The organism is Burkholderia sp. NLJ2 (assembly GCF_049487195.1).
Lineage (GTDB): Bacteria > Pseudomonadota > Gammaproteobacteria > Burkholderiales > Burkholderiaceae > Burkholderia > Burkholderia pyrrocinia.
In genome coordinates, this window is record NZ_CP137808.1 from 2948688 (window position 1) to 2968129 (window position 19442).

16 protein-coding genes are annotated in these 19442 nt (G+C 67.6%); 7 read left to right on the forward strand and 9 right to left on the reverse strand.

Annotated features, from left to right (window positions below; translation table 11 throughout):
- Positions 1 to 53 precede the first annotated feature (53 nt).
- From R9B84_RS13600 to R9B84_RS13615, 4 genes are read left to right on the forward strand one after another with little or no spacing between them, the layout of a single operon-like run.
- On the forward strand, positions 54 to 515 hold the full coding sequence (locus tag R9B84_RS13600) for a Fur family transcriptional regulator (protein ID WP_011546084.1): 462 nt from the start codon (positions 54 to 56) through the stop codon (positions 513 to 515).
- Between the two features lie 47 nt (positions 516 to 562).
- Positions 563 to 1477: a metal ABC transporter solute-binding protein gene (locus R9B84_RS13605; RefSeq protein ID WP_423758332.1), complete on the forward strand. Its 915-nt coding sequence runs from the start codon at positions 563 to 565 to the stop codon at positions 1475 to 1477.
- Between the two features lie 14 nt (positions 1478 to 1491).
- Positions 1492 to 2379 (forward strand): ABC transporter ATP-binding protein, encoded by an 888-nt coding sequence (locus R9B84_RS13610; protein ID WP_047898900.1) that lies wholly within the window; start codon positions 1492 to 1494, stop codon positions 2377 to 2379.
- Entirely contained in the window at positions 2372 to 3154 is a 783-nt protein-coding gene (locus R9B84_RS13615) for a metal ABC transporter permease (RefSeq protein WP_096471641.1), read from the forward strand. The genes R9B84_RS13610 and R9B84_RS13615 overlap by 8 nt, the downstream gene beginning before the upstream one ends.
- Positions 3155 to 3282: 128 nt before the next feature.
- Here R9B84_RS13615 and fghA read toward each other — a convergent pair whose 3' ends face one another.
- From fghA to R9B84_RS13630, 3 genes are all read right to left on the reverse strand, one after another.
- A complete protein-coding gene (fghA, locus tag R9B84_RS13620; protein WP_423758333.1) occupies positions 3283 to 4131 on the reverse strand; it encodes an S-formylglutathione hydrolase in 849 nt (282 codons plus the stop codon).
- 16 nt (positions 4132 to 4147) lie between these two features.
- Positions 4148 to 5254: an S-(hydroxymethyl)glutathione dehydrogenase/class III alcohol dehydrogenase gene (locus R9B84_RS13625; RefSeq protein ID WP_006483756.1), complete on the reverse strand. Its 1107-nt coding sequence runs from the start codon at positions 5252 to 5254 to the stop codon at positions 4148 to 4150.
- 322 nt (positions 5255 to 5576) lie between these two features.
- Positions 5577 to 7088: a xylulokinase gene (locus R9B84_RS13630; protein ID WP_423758334.1), complete on the reverse strand. Its 1512-nt coding sequence runs from the start codon at positions 7086 to 7088 to the stop codon at positions 5577 to 5579.
- Between the two features lie 449 nt (positions 7089 to 7537).
- Here R9B84_RS13630 and R9B84_RS13635 point away from each other — a divergent pair, with 449 nt between their 5' ends.
- The gene (locus R9B84_RS13635; RefSeq protein ID WP_423758335.1) at positions 7538 to 8914 is read left to right on the forward strand and encodes a nucleobase:cation symporter-2 family protein; all 1377 of its coding nucleotides are present in this window, start codon (positions 7538 to 7540) and stop codon (positions 8912 to 8914) included.
- Positions 8915 to 9266: 352 nt separating this feature from the next.
- Here R9B84_RS13635 and R9B84_RS13640 read toward each other — a convergent pair whose 3' ends face one another.
- The 3 genes from R9B84_RS13640 to R9B84_RS13650 are packed head-to-tail and all read right to left on the reverse strand — an operon-like array spanning position 9267 to position 15283.
- A complete protein-coding gene (locus R9B84_RS13640; protein ID WP_423758336.1) occupies positions 9267 to 10790 on the reverse strand; it encodes an efflux transporter outer membrane subunit in 1524 nt (507 codons plus the stop codon).
- Complete coding sequence (bpeB, locus tag R9B84_RS13645; protein WP_423758337.1) at positions 10790 to 13990, reverse strand: efflux RND transporter permease BpeB; 3201 nt, start codon at positions 13988 to 13990, stop codon at positions 10790 to 10792. The genes R9B84_RS13640 and bpeB overlap by 1 nt, the downstream gene beginning before the upstream one ends.
- Positions 13991 to 14005: 15 nt before the next feature.
- A complete protein-coding gene (locus tag R9B84_RS13650) occupies positions 14006 to 15283 on the reverse strand; it encodes an efflux RND transporter periplasmic adaptor subunit (protein WP_423758338.1) in 1278 nt (425 codons plus the stop codon).
- A gap of 399 nt (positions 15284 to 15682) precedes the next feature.
- Here R9B84_RS13650 and R9B84_RS13655 point away from each other — a divergent pair, with 399 nt between their 5' ends.
- The gene (locus R9B84_RS13655; RefSeq protein ID WP_096471649.1) at positions 15683 to 16324 is read left to right on the forward strand and encodes a TetR family transcriptional regulator; all 642 of its coding nucleotides are present in this window, start codon (positions 15683 to 15685) and stop codon (positions 16322 to 16324) included.
- 104 nt (positions 16325 to 16428) lie between these two features.
- On the opposite strand, the gene R9B84_RS13660 is transcribed toward R9B84_RS13655, so the two are convergent.
- A complete protein-coding gene (locus R9B84_RS13660; protein ID WP_423758339.1) occupies positions 16429 to 17094 on the reverse strand; it encodes a cysteine hydrolase family protein in 666 nt (221 codons plus the stop codon).
- 151 nt (positions 17095 to 17245) lie between these two features.
- Here R9B84_RS13660 and R9B84_RS13665 point away from each other — a divergent pair, with 151 nt between their 5' ends.
- Positions 17246 to 18253 (forward strand): helix-turn-helix domain-containing protein, encoded by a 1008-nt coding sequence (locus R9B84_RS13665; protein ID WP_423758340.1) that lies wholly within the window; start codon positions 17246 to 17248, stop codon positions 18251 to 18253.
- A gap of 64 nt (positions 18254 to 18317) precedes the next feature.
- On the opposite strand, the gene R9B84_RS13670 is transcribed toward R9B84_RS13665, so the two are convergent.
- Positions 18318 to 19025: a CoxG family protein gene (locus R9B84_RS13670; RefSeq protein ID WP_423758341.1), complete on the reverse strand. Its 708-nt coding sequence runs from the start codon at positions 19023 to 19025 to the stop codon at positions 18318 to 18320.
- Positions 19026 to 19053: 28 nt separating this feature from the next.
- Positions 19054 to 19413 carry a DUF427 domain-containing protein gene (locus R9B84_RS13675; RefSeq protein WP_423758342.1) on the reverse strand — a complete coding sequence of 120 codons (360 nt, stop codon included), beginning with the start codon at positions 19411 to 19413 and terminating at the stop codon, positions 19054 to 19056.
- Positions 19414 to 19442: the final 29 nt, after the last annotated feature.

Genomic DNA, 19442 nt, shown 5'->3' on the forward strand with positions numbered 1-19442 from the left:
GCGACGATACGTTATATCATCGCCATACTCTGTTTCCCTGCCTGCCTCACGCCATGGCTACCTCATCGTCCATTGACGCCCGGCTGTCCCGGGCCGACGCATTCGCCGCCGAGCACGGGCTCGCGTGGACGCCGCTGCGCCGCCAGGTCTACGAACGCGTGCTGGCCGCGCAGCGCCCGATCGGCGCGTACGACCTGCTCGCCGAACTCGAGCCGCAGCGCGGCCGCGTGCCGCCCACGACCGTCTATCGCGCGCTGGATTTCCTTGTCGAACACGGTTTCATCCACCGGATCGAATCGAAGAACGCGTTCTTCGCGTGCTGCGAGATCGGCGTACCGCACGAAGGCCAGTTCCTGATCTGCGATTCGTGCGGCGACACCGTCGAGATTCCCGGCGGCGACCTCGCGAAGCAGTTGTCCGCGAGCGAGCCCGCGCACGGTTTCGAAGTCCACCACCAGGTCGTCGAGCTGAGCGGCCTGTGCGGGCATTGCAAGCGCAAGCCCGCGCAGCGCTGACGCCGCATCGCGCGGCGCATGCATCGCCCCCTTCAACGAGGAGTTCCATGTCCATTGCCTTGAAGCGCGCGCCGCGGCGCGCCCTGTCGCCTGTCCGCTGGCTTGCCGCCGCTGCCGCCGCGCTGTCGCTCGCGGCGCCCGCGTTCGCGCAGGCCGCGACCGTCAACGTCGTCGCCGCCGAGAATTTCTACGGCGATGTCGCGTCGCAGATCGGCGGCCGCCACGTCGCGGTAACCAGCATCCTCAGCAGTCCCGACCAGGATCCGCACCTGTTCGAAGCGAGCCCGAAGACCGCCCGCGCGCTCCAGCACGCGCAGGTCGTGATCTACAACGGCGCCGACTACGATCCGTGGATGGGCAAGCTGCTCGGCGCATCGAAGCAAGCCAGGCGCGCGACGATCGTCGTCGCCGATCTGGTCGGCAAGAAGGCCGGCGACAACCCGCACCTGTGGTACGACCCGGCGACGATGCCGGCCGCCGCGCGCGCGATCGCCGCCGAACTCGGCCGCGCCGACCCGGCGAACAAGGCCGACTACGACGCGAACCTGCAGAAGTTCGTCGCGTCGCTGAAGCCCGTCGACGACAAGGTCGCCGCACTGCGCGCGCAGTACAAGGGCGTGCCGGTGACGGCCACCGAGCCCGTGTTCGGCTACATGTCCGACGCGATCGGGCTCGACATGCGCAACCAGCGCTTCCAGCTCGCGACGATGAACGACACCGAGGCGAGCGCGCAGGACGTCGCCGCGTTCGAGAACGACCTGCGCAAGAAGCAGGTGCGCGTGCTGATCTACAACAGCCAGGCCGAAGCGCCGATGACCAAGCGCATGCTGAAGATCGCGCGCGACGGCGGCGTGCCGAGCGTCAGCGTCACCGAGACGCAGCCGGCCGGCAAGACCTTCCAGCAATGGATGGCCGGCCAGCTCGATGCGCTCTCCACGGCGCTTTCCGCCGGCAAGAAATAAACGACCGTAACGACATGACCGCCACTCCCCACGCACTCGCAGTCGATCGCGTCACGCTCGAACTGGGCGGACGCACGATCCTGCGCGACGTCAGCTTCTCGATCGAACCCGGCGAATTCGTCGGCGTGCTCGGGCCGAACGGTGCGGGCAAGACGACACTGATGCGCGCCGTGCTCGGCCTCGTACCCGTCTCGGCCGGCACGCTGTCGGTCGGCGGCGTGCCGGTCGTGCGCGGCAACGCGTCGATCGGCTACATGCCGCAGATCAGGAGCGGCCTCGCGAACCGCCGGATGCGCGGTTACGACTTCGTCGCGATGGCCGCCGACGGCCACCGCTGGGGGCTGCCGCACACGAACGCGGCGACGCGCCGCGACGTCGACCGCGTGCTCGACCTCGTCGGCGGCCCGTCGCTCGCGCGCCGGCCGCTGTCGGAGCTGTCGGGCGGCGAGCGGCAGCGCCTGCTGCTCGCGCAGTGCCTGCTCGGCAGCCCGAAGCTGCTGCTGCTCGACGAACCGCTGATCAGCCTCGACCCGAACCATCAGCGCGGCGTGGTCGAACTCGTGCGCAACGTGCAGCGCGAGCTCGGCATCACCGTGCTGTTCTCCGCGCACGAACTGAACCCGCTGCTGAACGCGCTCGACCGCGTGCTGTATCTCGGCAACGGCGTCGCGGCGCTCGGCACCGTCGACGAAGTGATCACGAAACCCGTGCTGTCGCGGCTCTACGGGTCACCGATCGACGTGATGCGTGTGAACGGCAAGATCTTCGTGATGTCGGGCGACGTCGAGATCGAGAAGCACGACCACGAACACGAGGACGACGACGGCCACTCGCACGGCGGCGGCGGACACGGCCATCACCACCACGGACACGCTCATCCCGGGCATTCGCACGATGTTTGAATACGACTTCATGATCAACGCCTTCGCGGCGTCGGGAATCGTCGCGGTGCTCGCGGGCATCGTCGGCTACTTCCTGGTGCTGCGCGGGCAGACCTTCGCCGGCCATGCGCTGTCGCACGTCGGCTTCACCGGCGCGACGGGCGCGGTGCTGCTCGGCATCTCGCCGATCTGGGGAATGGTCGGCTTCACGCTCGCGGCCGGGATCGGGATGGGCGCGCTCGGCGAACGGCTCGCGGGCCGCGACGTCGCGATCGGCGTGATCCTGTCGGGCGCGCTCGGCTTCGGCCTGCTGTTCCTGCATTTCTACACGTCGTTCGCGACGCAGGTGACTGCACTGCTGTTCGGCAACGTGCTCGCGGTCAACCACGACACGCTTGCGGTGCTGGCCGGCATCGGCGCGGTGAGCCTCGTCGCGCTCGCGCTGATCGCGCGGCCGCTGCTGTTCGCGTCGCTGCAGCCCGAACTGGCCGAAGCCAAGGGCGTGTCGCTGCGCACGGTGTCGATGCTGTTCCTCGCGGTGTGCGCGCTCGCCGTGGCCGCGGCGACGCAGATCGTCGGCGTGCTGCTCGTGTTCACGCTGCTGGTCGGGCCGGCCGCGGCCGCGCAGAACGTGTCGACGCGGCTGTCGACGGGCGTGCTGCTCGCCGCGCTGTTCGCGCTGTTCGAGGCGTGGGCCGGTATCACGCTCGCCTATCACACCGACTGGCCGACGAGCTTCTGGATCACCGCGCTGTCGGCGCTCGTGTACGGCGCGAGCCTGTTGCGGCGCCACTGATCGCCGCTCGACGGATCGCCGCCCGATGCCAATGAAAACGCCGGCGTGCCCGAGGGCAGCGCCGGCGTTTTTTTCATGCGCCCGCGATCGTGCGGAGCGCCGTGTGCGTTACCTGCTTCCCTTCCCGCTCATCGTGCGAGCGCGCGCGCGTGATGCGCGATGTGATCGGCGATGAACGTCGAGATGAAGTAGTACCCGTGGTCGTAGCCAGGATGGCGGCGCAGCGTCAGCGGCTGGCCGGCCTTCGCGCACGCGGCTTCGAACACGTCGGGATTCAGCTGGTTCGCGAGGAATTGATCGGCGAGGCCCTGGTCGACCAGGATGCCGTCCGCGAACTTCGGCGCATCGGCGCGCGCGACGAGTTCGCTCGCGTCGTGCGCCTTCCACGTGTCGCGATCGTCACCGAGATAACCCGAGAACGCCTTCTCGCCCCACGGGCAGCGCGTCGGCGCGGCGATCGGCGCGAACGCCGACACCGACCGGTACAGGCCGGGATGGCGCAACGCGAGCGTCAGCGCGCCGTGGCCGCCCATCGAGTGACCGAAGATCCCGAGCCGCGCGCCGTCGATCGGCAGCTCGGCCGCGACGAATTCGCGCAGCTCGCCCGTCACGTAGGACTCCATCCGGTAATGCGCGGACCACGGCGCCTCGGTCGCATCGACGTAGAAGCCCGCGCCGACCCCGAAGTCCCACGCCTCGGTCTCGCCCGGCACGCCCGCACCGCGCGGGCTCGTGTCGGGCATCACGAGCGCGACGCCGTGCTGCGCCGCGTATTGTTGCGCGCCGGCCTTGATCGCGAACGTCTCGTCGGTGCAGGTGAGGCCCGCGAGGTAGAACAGCGCCGGCACGCGGCCATGCGCGGCCTGCGGCGGCAGGTACACCGAGAACTTCATCGGCAGCCCGATCGCCGCCGAATCGTGACGGTAGAAGCGCTGCTCGCCGCCGTGGCACGCGTGCGAAGAGACGAGTTCGAGCATGACGGTGCGCTCCCGGTCAGTACAACACGACCGAACGGATCGACTCGCCGGCCTTCATCAGGTCGAAACCTTCGTTGATCCGCTCGAGCGGCAGCGTGTGCGTGATCAGGTCGTCGATGTTGATCTTGCCTTCCATGTACCAGTCGACGATCTTCGGCACGTCGGTGCGGCCGCGCGCGCCGCCGAACGCCGAACCCTTCCACTCGCGGCCCGTCACGAGCTGGAACGGACGCGTGCTGATTTCCTCGCCGGCCGCGGCAACGCCGATGATGAACGACTGGCCCCAGCCCTTGTGCGTGCACTCGAGCGCCTGGCGCATCAGCTTCACGTTGCCGACGCATTCGAACGAGTAGTCGGCGCCGCCGTCGGTCAGCTGCACGATGTGGTCGACGACGTTCTCGACTTCGTTCGGGTTGATGAAGTGCGTCATCCCGAACTTCTTCGCGAGTTCGACGCGCTTCGGGTTGATGTCGACGCCGATGATCTTGTCCGCGCCGACCATCTTCGCGCCCTGGATCACGTTCAGGCCGATCCCGCCGAGGCCGAACACGACGACGTTCGCACCGGCCTCGACCTTCGCCGAGTAGACGACCGCGCCGACGCCGGTCGTCACGCCGCAGCCGATGTAGCAGATCTTGTCGAACGGCGCGTCCTCGCGCACCTTCGCGACCGCGATCTCCGGCACGACGATGTAGTTCGAGAACGTCGACGTACCCATGTAGTGGAACAGCGGCTTGCCGTCGAGCGAGAAGCGCGACGTCGCGTCGGGCATCAGGCCCTTGCCTTGCGTCGCGCGGATCTTCTGGCACAGGTTGGTCTTGCGCGACAGGCAGAACTTGCACTCGCGGCATTCCGGCGTGTAGAGCGGAATCACGTGGTCGCCCTTCCTCACGGTGCCGACGCCGGGGCCGACGTCGACCACCACGCCCGCGCCCTCATGGCCGAGGATCGCCGGGAAAATCCCTTCCGGATCGGCACCCGACAGCGTGTAGTAGTCGGTGTGGCAGATGCCCGTCGCCTTCACTTCGATCAGCACTTCGCCGGCGCGCGGCCCTTCGAGATCGACTTCCTCGATCGTCAGCGGTGCGCCCGCCTTCCATGCAATCGCGGCTTTCGTTTTCATCGTGTCACTCCTGTCTGTCAATTGGGTCGCCCCGCGGTGGCGCTGCAGCGCCGGTGTCGCCCGGGGTCAGTGTTCAACACTGGTGTCGGCCGGAGCCGGTGCTTCGGCACCGACTCCGGCCCCACGCCTTGCATCCGGTCCCATGCTCCGCACCGGGCCCCGTTCAAAGCGGTCGAAACCATGCGCGCGACATCGCGCGCGACACGGCAAAAGCATCTCGTGCTCGCCATGATGGCCGGTCCCGCCGCGCACCGCGTGCGGGAAACGGTCGCCGGCTTGCCACGATGCGTCATCGCTGACGCAAAAGAACAAGTGTCCGAGTTTAAACGCCCGTCGTGAACCATGCATCCGTGCGCGCGTACAGATCGACGAAGCGTGCGTGGCGTGCGGCCAGCAGGCGATCGTCGCGCGGCGCAGCGACCGGCGACGCAGCCGGCGCGAGCGCGTGCAACGCATCTTCGCGCCAGTGTCCGATCGCGACGCCCGCGAGCAGCGCGGCGCCGCGCGTCGCGGCATTCGGGCAATCGATCGCGTGCAGCGACGCACCGAGCGCATCGGCAAGCAACTGGCGCCAGCGCGGATCGACCGAGCCGCCGCCCGCGAGATGCAGCGTCGTCACCGGGTCGCGACGATCCGCATCGCGGATCGCATCGAGCCCCGCGCGCAACGCGAACGCGACGCCTTCGAACGCGGCACGCATCATCGCGCCGCGCGTGTCGCCGAGCCCGAGGCCGAGCCAGCCGCCGCGCGCATCGGGGTTCATCCACGGCGAACGCTCGCCGGTCAGGTACGGCAGGAAGCACAGCCGTTCCGACGCCGGCTGCGCGAACGCATCGTCATACGCGTGAGCCCATTCCGAATAGCCGAGCCAGCCGCGCACGGCTTCGAGCGCGAGCCCGACGTTCTGCATCGCGGCCATCGTGTAATAACCGCCGCCGGCCGCCGCGCGATAGCGATGCAGCCCGCGCCGCGCGGGCGGCAGCGCATCCGCGAGCACGACGATCTGCCCGCCGCTGCCCGTCGTCAGCAGCGCGTCGCCGGCCGCGGCCAGCCCGCTGCCGAGCGCCGCGCATGCGGTGTCGGCCGCGCCCGTCGCCAGCGGCACGCCGGCAGGCAGGCCGAGCGCCGCGGCCGCCTGCGCGCCGAGCACGCCGCAGCGCGCAGTCGACGCAAGGACCGGCGCGAACCGGTCGGCCGGCAGGCCGAGCGCGTCGATCAATGCCGTATCCCAGGCACCGTCGGGCGTCGCGAGCGCGGTCGCGCACGCATCGCTCGGATCGGCCGCGACGTCGCCGCCGAGCGCGATGCGCAACCAGTCCTTCGGCTGCACGGCCCAGCGCGCGGCGCGCAGCGCGTCGGGTTCGTGCGTGGCCAGCCAGCGCAACAGCGGGCCCGCCATGCCCGGCGCGACCGGGTTCGGAGCGGCGGGCGCTCCCGTGGCGGGCACTCCCGCGGCGGGCGCTCCGGCGGCGAGCGCTCCCGCGACGGGCATTCCGGCGACGGGCCAGCCGGCCGCGTCCGCTTCGCGCACCGCGCGCGTGTCGGGCCACAGCAGCGCGGGCCGCACCGGCTGCCCGTCCGCGTCGATCAGCACGACGCCATGCATCTGGCCGGAGAAGCCGATCGCCGCGACCTGCGCGCGCTCGCCGGCCGGCAGCCGCGCGGCCGCGCGCACGAGTGCCTGCCACCACGCGTCGGGCGCGATCTCGGCCCAGCCGGGCTGCGGCGACGACAACGCATAGGGTTCGCTCGCGACCGCGCGTTCGACGCCATCGGCATCGAGCGTGACGAGTTTGACGGAGCCGGTGCCGAGGTCGATTCCGAGCAGGCGCATGACGGGAGAATGAATTCGTATGGACGGATGCCGATGATAACGGGATCGCGATGCGCGCCCCGGCTTTTGCGGTCGGCGCAGCGTCATGCGATGCAGGAAAGCCGCGGTCGGCGGCCGGGTTTCACCGGGCTGCACCTTGCATGCAAAAGCGGCCGTTCGCGGGTTAACCCGGCGCGATTTTTCGACACCCCTTTTTGCCACTATGCGCCCTTCCCGATACACACCATAAACCAGCCGATATTTGGCACGGGGGCCGGCGCTATTTTGAAGGGCTATAAAACCGGGGAACCTCACTCCTGCGGCAGTTTCCCGATGATCGACACCCTGTTTCATGCCGAATTGGCATATCGAACCAGCAAAGAACGGAATAGTACCCAGCGCTCTTGTTGCGCGGATTCATTCCGCATAACTTCGTATCACCCTGAAAACAAGATCATGGAGTGAGACAGATGCAATCGAACACGGTCCATCCGTGCGATGAGGTGCTGCCGACCGGCAAGCTGGTAACGCTTGGCCTGCAACACGTCCTCGTCATGTACGCCGGCGCTGTCGCCGTGCCGCTTATCGTTGGCGGCGCGCTCAAGCTGCCGAAAGACCAGATCGCGTTCCTGATCAGCGCCGATCTGTTTTCGTGCGGCATCGCCACGCTGATCCAGACGCTGGGCCTGTGGATCTTCGGGATCCGCCTGCCCGTCATCATGGGCTGCACGTTCGCGGCAGTCGGCCCGATGATCGCGATCGGCACGAACCCCGGCCTCGGCATTCTCGACATCTTCGGCTCGACCATCGCCGCCGGCATCATCGGCATCGTGCTGGCGCCGATGATCGGCAAGCTGTTGCGGTTCTTCCCGCCGGTGGTCGTCGGCACCGTGATTGCCGTGATCGGGCTGTCGCTGATGGAAGTCGGCATCAACTGGGCCGCCGGCGGCGTCGGCAACCCCGAATACGGCAGCCCCGTCTATCTCGGCCTGTCGCTGCTCGTGCTCATGCTGATCCTGCTGATCAACAAGTTCGGCCGCGGCTTCATCGCGAACATCTCGGTGCTGCTCGGCATCGTCGCCGGCTTCGCGATCGCGTTCGCCATCGGCCGCGTGAACACGGAAGGCGTGTCGCTCGCGCCGTGGGTCGGCTTCGTGATGCCGTTCCACTTCGGCTGGCCGCACTTCGACCCGCTGTCGATCGCGACGATGGTCACCGTGATGTTCGTCACGTTCATCGAATCGACCGGCATGTTCCTCGCGGTCGGCGACATGGTCGATCGTCCGGTCGACCAGGAGCGCCTGGTGCGCGGCCTGCGCGTCGACGGCCTCGGCACGCTGATCGGCGGCATCTTCAACTCGTTCCCGCATACGTCGTTCTCGCAGAACGTCGGCCTGATCGGCGTGACGGGCGTGAAGAGCCGGTTCGTGTGCGCGACGGGCGGCGTGATCCTCGTGATGCTCGGCCTGTTCCCGAAGATGGCGCAGGTCGTCGCGTCGGTGCCGCCGTTCGTGCTCGGCGGCGCAGGCATCGTGATGTTCGGGATGGTGGCCGCGAACGGCATCAAGGTGCTGTCGAAGGTCGACTTCGTGAACAACAGCCACAACCTGTTCATCGTCGCCGTGAGCATCGGCATGGGCCTCGTGCCGGTCGTGTCGCCGCACTTCTTCTCGAAGCTGCCGCCCGCACTCGCACCGATCCTGCACAGCGGCATCCTGCTGGCATCGGTAACGTCCGTGGTCCTGAACATCGTGTTCAACGGCGTGAAAGGCGAAAAGGATGCGCGCTGCGACATCCGCCGCGCCGGACACGACTTCGACGGGCGTCCCGCCGACGTGCACCACTGATCGCGCCGCGCCGGACGACGGCGCAACGCGGTAACGAAAAACGCCACGGCATACCGTGGCGTTTTTGCTTGGCGGGTGTCGGATGACGCGGGGGTCGGGCGACCGTGCCTGGATCGGGAACGCTGGCCGCCGGCAGTGCGGCGCATGAGGCCGATTGGCCACGCGGATAGGCGTGACCGGAATAACCGGAGCGACGAAGTCCGGTGCAGGCATCGCCACGCCAGCGGCCCCATTCCACGCGATACGACAGCACAAAAAAAAAGCCACGGACTTTCGTCCGTGGCGTTGTCGCTTCCGCATACCGCCGGTTCGACGGACAGGAGCGGTCGCCCGCTCCCGCCCTGCTTCGCGCTTACCCGTTGGTTGCCGCTGCCGACGCGGGCGCCGGTGCAGCCGCCTTGTCGTAGTCGACCGGCGCGTCCGGCGCGCGCGGCGTCTCGCCGGCCCGCTGGACCCAGCCGCCGCCCAGTGCGCGGTACAGGTCGACCAGGCTCGTCCAGCGCGCCAGGCGCGCGCTGATGAGCGTCTGCTGCGCCGAGTACAGGTCCGTCTGCGCGGTCAGCACCGACAGGTAGCTGTCGACGCCGTTCTTGTAACGCAGGTCCGACAGGTCGAAGCGTCGCTGCTGCGCGTGCTCGTTGCGCTCGAGCGCGGCGATCTGCTGGTCGTACGTGCCGCGTGCAGCCAGCCCGTCCGACACTTCGCGGAATGCCGACTGGATCGCCTTCTCGTAGTTCGCGATCTCGATGCGCTTTTGCACGTGCGCGAGATCGAGATTGGCGATGTTCGAACCGCCCTCGAAGATCGGCACCGCAATACTCGGCGCAAACGACCACGCTGCCGTGCCGGCCTTGAACAGGCCGCCGAGCGTCGGGCTCGCGGTGCCGAACGCCGCCGTCAGCGAGATCTTCGGGAAGAACGCCGCGCGTGCCGCGCCGATGTTCGCGTTCGCGGCCAGCAGCGTCTGCTCGGCCTGCATCACGTCCGGACGACGCGTCAGCAGGTCCGACGGCAACCCGGCCGGCACGTCCGTCAGCAGGTTCTGCGCGTCGAGCGGCATGCCCGGCGGCAGGTCGTCCGGCAGCGGCTCGCCGATCAGCAGCACCAGCGCGTTCAGCGCCTGCGCACGCGCACGCGCCTGCGCCTGCTGGTTCGCGAGCGCCGTCTCGACGACGGTCTGCGCCTGACGCAGCTCGAGCTCGGAGCCCGTGCCGTTGTCGAACTGCAGCTTCGTCAGGTCGTACTGCGCCTGAGCGGACTTCAGCGTGTTCTCCGTGACCTTCAGCAAGTCGTCGGTCGACAGCAGCGTCAGGTACTGGTCAGCCACCTGCGACACCAGCGAGATTTCCGACGCCTGCCGCGCGTACGCGGTCGACAGGTACTGCGCGAGCGCCTGGTCCTTCAGGCTCTGCACGCGGCCGAACAGGTCGAGTTCCCACGACGCGGAAAGCCCGACGTTGTAGGTGCGCGAGATCAACGGCTGCCGCGTCGTCGACACGCCGGCCGGGACACGCTGGATGCTGCCCGTACCCGTGCCGTCGAGCGTCGGGAACAGGCCCGCGCGCGTGATCTGGTACTGCGCGCGCGCCGCCTCGATGTTCAGCACCGACACGCGCAGGTCGCGGTTGTTCTTCAGCGCGATCTCGATCAGCCGCTGCAGGCGCGGATCGACGAAGAATTCGCGCCAGCCGATGGCGGTCGCCGCCTGGCCGTTCGCGCTGCGCGCGCCGGCAGCGCCCGGCTGCGTCGCATAGACGCCGCCGGCCGGGTACGCCTGTGCGACGGGTGCGTCGGGCCGCGTGTAATGCGGCGCCATCGTGCAGCCGGTGGCAAAGAGCGCGACCGCGATTGCAGTCAAAGCGTGTTTTTGCATCATCACTGTCCCTTGTTGCCTTCGTCGCCGTTGCCCGGCTTCTCTTCGTGGTGCGAGTGCTCCTGAGCCAGGCGCAGCGCCTCGTCGACGTCTTCCTTCTCGCCGCTGAAGATCGCGCGGATCTTCACGAAGAACATCGGGATCATGAAGATCGCGAGGAACGTTGCCGTGATCATCCCGCCGATCACGCCCGTACCGATCGCGTGCTGGCTCGCCGAACCCGCGCCGTTGCTGATCGCGAGCGGCATCACGCCGAGAATGAACGCGAGCGACGTCATCAGGATCGGACGCAGCCGCAGGCGCGCCGCTTCCAGCGCGGCCTCGATCGGCCCCATCTTCTCCGACTCCTGCAGCTCGCGCGCAAACTCGACGATCAGGATCGCGTTCTTCGCGGACAAGCCCACGGTGGTCAGCAGGCCGACCTGGAAGAACACGTCGTTCTCGAGGCCGCGCATCGTCGCCGCGAGCAGTGCACCGATCACGCCGAGCGGCACGACCATGATCACCGAGAACGGAATCGACCAGCTTTCATACAGCGCCGCGAGACACAGGAACACGACGAGGATCGAGATCGCGTACAGGATCGGCGCCTGCGAACCGGACTGGATTTCCTGGAACGACAGGCCGGTCCACGAATAGCCGATACCGACCGGCAGCTTCTTCGCGAGCCCTTCCATCGCGGTCATCGCCTGGCCCGTCGACTTGCCCGGTGCGGCCTGACCCTGGATTTCCATCGCCGAGACGCCGTTGTAGCGCTCGAGCTTCGGCGAACCGTAGGTCCAGTGACCGGTCGCGAACGCGCTGAACGGCACCATCCCGCCCGACCCGTTGCGCACGTACCAGATGTTCATGTCCTCCGGCGTCATCCGGAACGGTGCGTCGGCCTGCACGTAGACCTTCTTGATCCGGCCGTCGGTGTCGAGGAAGTTGTTCACGTACTTCGACGCCCACGCGATCGAGAACGTCTGGTCGATCGCATCCGCCGTCACGCCGAGCGCATTCGCCTTCTCGCGATCGATGTCGACCTTGTACTGCGGCGTGTCGTTCAGGCCGTTCGGGCGCACGCCCTGCAGCGTCGGATCCTTCGAAGCCATCCCGAGCAGCTGGTTACGCGCGGCCATCAGCGCGTCGTGGCCGAGACCGGCGTTGTCCGTCAGCTCGAAGTCGAAGCCGGCGGCCGTACCGAGTTCAGGAATCGACGGCGGGTTGAACGGGATCACGACCGCGTCCTTGTAGGCCGCGTAGCGCCCGAACATCCGGCCGATCAGCGCCTGCACCTTCTGGTTCGCATGCTGACGCTGCGAGTAGTCCTTCAGGCGCACGAACACGAGACCCGAGTTCTGGCCGCGACCCGCGAAGCTGAAGCCGTTGACCGTGAACGCCGATTCGACGATTTCCTTCTCGTCCTTCAGCAGGTAGTCGGAAATGTTCGCGAGCGTCTTCGCGGTCGTTTCCTGCGTCGAACCCGACGGCGTCTGCACGATCACGAACATCAGGCCCTGGTCTTCATCGGGCAGGAACGACTTCGGCAGGCGCACGAACAGCAGGCCGACCGCGACGATCACGACCAGGTAGATGATGAGCCAGCGGCCCGAACGCTTGATCACGTGGTGCACGCCGACGTGGTACTTGTCGCGGCTGTTGTTGAACGTGCGGTTGAACCAGCCGAAGAAGCCCTTCTTCTCTTCGTGATGCCCTTGCGGGATCGGCTTCAGGATCGTCGCGCACAGTGCCGGCGTCAGAATCAACGCGACGAGCACCGACAGCACCATCGCCGACACGATCGTCAGCGAGAACTGGCGATAGATCGCGCCGACCGACCCGCCGGAGAACGCGACCGGCACGAACACCGCCGACAGCACGAGCGCCACGCCGACGAGTGCGCCGGTGATCTGGCCCATCGCCTTGCGGGTCGCCTCCTTCGGAGACAGGCCCTCTTCCGCCATCACGCGCTCGACGTTCTCGACCACCACGATCGCATCGTCGACCAGCAGGCCGATCGCGAGCACGAGGCCGAACATCGACAGCGTGTTGATCGAGAAGCCCACCAGCGACATGATCGCGAACGTGCCGAGCAGCACGACCGGCACCGCGATCGTCGGGATGATCGTCGCCCGCAGGTTCTGCAGGAACAGATACATCACGAGGAACACGAGCACGATACCTTCGAGCAGCGTCTTGACCACTTCCTCGATCGACAGCTTCACGAACGGCGTCGTGTCGTACGGATACTTCACGACGAGGCCGTGCGGGAAGAACGGTGCCAGCTCGTCGATCTTCGCGCGCACGGCCTTCGCGGTCGCGAGCGCGTTCGCGTTGGTCGCGAGCTGGATACCGAGTGCCGCGGTCGGCTGACCGTTGTACTTCGTGTCGAAGTTGTAGTTTTCGCCGCCGAGGCCGATCTGCGCGACGTCCTTCAGGCGCACCTGCGAGCCGTCCTGGTTGACCTTCAGCAGGATGTTGCCGAACTGCTCGGGCGTCTGCAGCAGCGTCGATTCGGTGATCGTCGCCTGCAGCACGGTGCCCGGCGTGGCCGGCGTGCCGCCGATCTGGCCGCCCGCGATCTGCACGTTCTGCGCGGTGATCGCCGAGCTGACGTCGACCGGCGTGAGGCCATAGTTCGTCAGGCGGGTCGGGTCGAGCCAGATCCGCATCGCGTACTGCGAGCCGAACAGCGTGACGGTACCGACGCCGTTCAACCGGCTGATCGGATCCTTCACGTGCGACGCCACGAAGTTCGCGAGGTCGTACTTGTTCATGCTGCCGTCTTCGGAGTTGAAGGCGAGCACCAGCAGGAAGCTGCTGCTCGACTTCGTCACCGACAGGCCGAGCTGCTGCACGACCTGCGGCAGAACCGGCGTCGCGAGCGACAGCTTGTTCTGGACCTGGACCTGCGCGATGTCGGCGTTGGTGCCCGGCGCGAAGGTCAGCGTGATCGTCGCGTTGCCCGAGTCGTCACTCGTCGACGACATGTACAGGAAGTTGTCGAGACCGCTCATCTGCTGCTCGATCACCTGCGTCACCGTGTCTTCCACCGTCTTCGCGGAAGCGCCCGGGTAGTTCGCGGTGATCTGGATCGATGGCGGCGCGATCGTCGGATACTGCGAGATCGGCAGCGTGAAGATCGCCGCGACCCCGGCCAGCATCAGGATGATGGCGATCACCCACGCAAAGATCGGGCGATCGATAAAAAACTTTGCCATGAAACAGGCTCCCTGTTATTGCGCGCTCGAAGCAGCGGCAGCGCTCGCCGGCGCGGCGCCCGATGCGGCGGCACCGGAAGCAGCAGCGGCACCGGAACCGGCGGCGGCCGGTGCGGCAGTTGCGGCGGCGGCGCCCGATGCGGCATCGGCCGCCGATGCGAGCTGGGCCGGCACCGACTTTACGGTCGCACCCGGGCGTACCTTCGCGCCGCCCTGCACGATCACTTGATCGCCCGCTGCCAGACCGCCTTCGACGATCCAGTTCTGGCCCTGCATGCCCGTCGTCTTCAGCGGACGCGGCTCGACCTTGCTGCCGGCGTTCACCACCATCGCGATCGCCTGGCCCTTCTGGTCATGCGTCACGCCGATCTGCGGCACCAGGAATGCGTTCTCGTTCACGCCTTCCTCGATGCGCGCGCGCACGAACATCCCCGGCAGCAGCACGCGGCCCGGGTTCGGGAAGACCGCACGGATCGTCACCGAGCCGGTGGCCTGGTCGACCGTCACGTCCGAGAACTGCAGCTTGCCCGGCTCCGCATAGGTCTTGCCGTCCTCGAGGATCAGCGACACCTTCGCCGCGCCCGGGCCGCTCGTCTTCAGGCGGCCGCTCTGCACGTCCTGGCGCAGCTTCAGGCCTTCGAGGCTCGATTGCGTGAGGTCCACGTACACCGGATCGAGCTGCTGCACCGTCGACATCAGCGTCGCCTGGCTCGCCTGCACGTACGCGCCCGGCGTCACCTGCGAAATGCCGACGCGGCCGGTGATCGGCGAGACCACGTCGGTGTAGCCGAGGTTGATCTGCGCGGTGTCGACCGCCGCCTTGCCGGCCGCGACGTCCGCCGCGGCCTGCCCTTGCGTGGCCACTGCGTTGTCGTAGTCCTGCTTGCTGACCGCGTTCGCGGCCACCAGCACCTTGTAGCGTGCGACCAGCGCATTCTGCGTGACGAGGTTCGCCTGCGCCTTCGCGAGCGTCGCCTTCGCGCTGTTCAGCGCGGCGAGATACGGCGCCGGATCGATCTTGTAGAGACGCTGGCCGGCCTTGACGTCGGTGCCTTCGGTGAATTCACGGCGCAGCACGATGCCGTCGACCCGCGCGCGGACCTGTGCGACGAGGAACGCGCTGGTCCGGCCCGGCAGCTCGCTGAAGATCGGTACGGCTTGCGGCTGGACGGTGACGACGCCGACTTCCGGCGTTTGCGGCGGCGGTGCCGATTCTTTTTTTCCGCATGCAGCCAGGAAAACCGCGGCTGCCGCGACAGTGATCAAGCGGTATGGAACCCGTTCGACGCGCATGGAGCGACCTCTGTGTGTAACCAATGGAATAAGTGCAGCACCCGACGGGAGCGCAACACGGATGCGCCTCGCGGCGCAGATCGAACACCTGAATTACTGGACTGCCGGATACAGCACGTCGGCACGAAACCTCCATGCCGACGGGATGCAGCGCACTGCGGACTGGTACTAGGGCGGGAATCAGCAGAGTGGGATATTAACTGATTGCCACTTGGGTCATTCGATCGTAGGGTGGTATTGTATATACATTCACGAATGTATGTAAAAAGCCCGTTTGTGTCGCCGCGGCTATCCAGTCTTACGAATTATTACCAATCGCAAGCATAGCCCGTCCCCATGGCGACGACGAGGGTTACAGACCCTATATTCACCTACGACCGATTCCAATCAGGCCTGTACATGGTCAGACGTACCAAGGAGGAGGCGCTCGAGACGCGCAATCGCATTCTCGATGCCGCCGAACACGTGTTCTTCGAGAAGGGCGTGTCGCACACGTCGCTCGCGGACATCGCCCAGCACGCCGGTGTCACGCGCGGCGCGATCTACTGGCATTTCGCGAACAAGAGCGAGCTGTTCGACGCGATGTTCGACCGCGTGTTTCTGCCGATCGACGAGCTGAAGCGGATGCCGCTCGACGCGCCGGGCGGCAATCCGCTCGAGAAGATCCGCAAGATCCTGATCTGGTGCCTGCTCGGCGTGCAGCGCGACTCGCAGTTGCGGCGCGTGTTCAGCATCCTGTTCATGAAGTGCGAGTACGTCGCGGACATGGAGCCGCTGCTGCAGCGCAACCGCGCGGGAATGAGCGAGGCACTGCATGCGATCGACGCCGATCTCGCGGTGGCCGTCCGGCAGAAGCTGCTGCCCGATCGGCTCGACACTTGGCGCGCGACCCTGATGCTGCACACGCTCGTCAGCGGCTTCGTGCGCGACATGCTGATGCTGCCCGACGAGATCGACGCCGAGCGGCATGCGGAAAAGCTCGTCGACGGCTGCTTCGACATGCTGCGCTACAGCCCGGCGATGCTGAAGGAAGACGACTGACGGCGCGGCGGGTGCCCGCGCGCCGTTTCATTTTCATCGATTGTCGAGCCGGGCCGCACAGCGGCCGCGGCAACGCGCTGCCCGCCCCCGTCTCCCCGACCGGCTCAGGCCGCCTTCGCGCGATGCGCGCGGGCCCGCCGGTTCGACGCGGCCACCGAATCGCGCTTGGGCATCGGCGCGCCGGCCAGTCCCGCGATCCACGCGTCGGTCGACATCACGGCCGCGAAATTCGACTGGAACACCACCGTGTACGCGCGGTGAATCTCTTCGGCGCTCGCCGTGCCCGCTTCGTTCTCGTACGGCAACGCGCCGGTCGCATCGTTCAGGTACTCGACATTCAGCCCCGCATGCGCCGCGTGATAGACCGTCGACGCATTGCAGTTGTGCGTCATGTAGCCCGCCACCGCGAGCGTGTCGATCCCGTGCGCGTCGAGCCATGCGGCAAGATCGGTCCCGGCGAACGAACTCGCCTGCGCCTTCTCGATCCGGTGCGCGTATGGCCGGCCGGCGACGACCGCGTGCAGCGCAACGCCGTCGGTGCCGGGCGCGAAGATCGGCGCGCCGGCCGGCGCGACGTGCTGGACGATGATCACGGGCACGCCGGCTGCATGCGCGGCGTCGATGGCGCGGCCGATGTTCGCGAGCGACACGTCGATCGGCGGATACTCGATCGGCAGGTTGCCCGTCACGTATTCGTTCTGGACGTCGATCACGATCAGCGCGCGACGGGAAGCGGAACGGGAAGTGGAATGCGTGGCGGTGTTCGACATGACAGGCTCCTGTCCTGAAGCGCGGCCCCGCCCCGGAACAGGACGGCCAGCAGCGCGATGCGATGCATTGTCGGGCCGCATCGCCCCCGCAGATAGTGGCCCGATAGCCATTCTTCGATAGAATCGGGCCATCGCCATTCCGGAGCCCGCCATGACCGCTGCCGCGTCACCCGCGTCACCCGTCCCGACCGTCGTCGCCGTGATTGCATACGACGGCATCAGCCCGTTCCACCTGTCGGTGCCGTCCGTCGTGTTCGGCAAGGAACGCGACGCGGCCGCGTCGCCCGCGTTCGAGTTCCGCGTCTGCTCGGCCGAGCGCGGCCCGCTCGCGACGACGGGCGGCTTCACGATCACCGCGCCGTACGGGCTCGACGCACTCGACGACGCGGACATCGTCATCGTGCCGGCGTGGCGCGATCCGGACGAAGCGCCGCCCGACGAACTGCTCGACGCCGTGCGCGCGGTCGCCGCACGCGGCGCGCAGCTCGTCGGGCTGTGCCTCGGCGCATACGTGCTCGCCGCGGCCGGCCTGCTCGACGGCCGCCCGGCCACCACGCACTGGGCGTGGGCCGACGACTTCGCGCAACGCTTTCCGCGCGTGAAACTCGATCCCGACGTGCTGTACGTCGACGACGGCAACCTGATGACGTCGGCCGGCACGGCCGCGGGGCTCGACTGCTGCCTGCACGTCGTGCGGCGGCGCTTCGGCTCGGACGCCGCGAACCAGATCGCGCGCCGCCTCGTGATCCCGCCGCACCGCCAGGGCGGGCAGGCCCAGTACGTGCCGCAGCCCGTCGCCGCGCACCCGCGCGATGCGCGGCTCGCGGGCCTGCTCGACTGGGTGCGCGCACACCTCGACGCCGCGCACAGCGTCGATTCGCTCGCCGAACGCGTGCTGACGAGCCGGCGCACGTTCACGCGCCACTTCCGCCAGGCGACCGGTACGACCGTCACCGCGTGGCTGCAGGCCGAGCGGCTCGCGCGCGCGCAGCATCTGCTGGAAACCACCGGACAATCGATCGACGCGATCGCGCAGGCGGCCGGCTACGGGTCGAGCGTGTCGCTGCGCCAGCATTTCGCGGGCGCGCTCGGCACGTCGCCGTCTGCGTATCGAAGGGAATTTCGCGGCGCCGGAGCCGGTGCCGATACGGGGCAGTAATGTGCGACGCGTGCGCAGCGGGCGGATGTGAAGCGAAACCGGCGGTGTAAAGCCGCTCTGCCGCTCAGCCGCCGTTGATCCAGCGTGCCGCATAAAGCAGCAGCGCGACGAATACGATCATCGCCACCCATGCCCAGACGGGCACCGTGCCGGAACCGCGATGATGCAGCGCGCTGGCAGCACGCCCGGTCAGCGCGCCGCCAACGTGCGGCGGCAGCGGACGCTTCGTCGCGGCCATCAACGACGCCGGCCGCAGGAATACATGCTGGCGCCGCTGCGCGGCCGGGTTCGCGCGATTCGGCGCGAGACCGTGCTTCGCCTGCACGACCGCGCAGAACTCGCGGAAGAAATCGTCGGTCCACTCGCGCAACGCATTCTCGATCTGTCGCGCCGGCAATTCGGCGAGCGGCCCGCTTGCCGTCGCCCAGACCACGTACTCGAGGCACGTGGCGTTCGCATCGTGATCGGGCAGCAGCACGAGTTCGACCTGGCCGCGCAGCGCGCCGAGGCCGTCGGCCCGCGCCTTGAAATTGATCACGCGGCGCGGCTGCCCTTCCGCGTCGCCCTGCTCGCCGGCCGCGTGCGCTCGCACGTCGTAGTGCGCACGCAGCGGGCCGAGCGGCACCGTGATCGTCAGCGCGAACTCGCCGTGCGCGAGCTTCTCGAACGATTCGCAATGGTCGAAGCTCGCCCGCAGCAATGCGGGATCCTCGAAGGCTTCCCGCACGACAGGCAGCGCAAGCGGAACGCGTAACGTGTCGTTCAGTTCCATGGTGCCTCCCCGATGAACGCGCGCCGCATCAGGACGTCTCGACGAGACTGTCGATCCGTGCGACATCGAAGGCAACGTAGTGCGCGAGCGCGGCCGCCGCCTCCTTCGGTTCTTCGTAACTCCATGCGGCGTTCTCGATCACGCCGTCTTCCGTCTGCAAGTCGAAATGCACGGCCTGCCCCCTGAACGGACAGGCTGTCGTCACGCCCGATTTCAAGAGCCTGCGCATGTTGACGTCGCGGCGCGGCAGGTAATGGACGTCCGGCCGCCCCGTTTCGCGCACGGTCAGCACGCCATGCGAATCGGCATACGTGATGCCGTGATGGATCACGCGCACGCGATGGCGGTTCGGCACGATTTCAAGTTGAGGATCGGCGGCATCGGACATCGTTTCTCCTTCGGGCGGCCCGGCAGGCA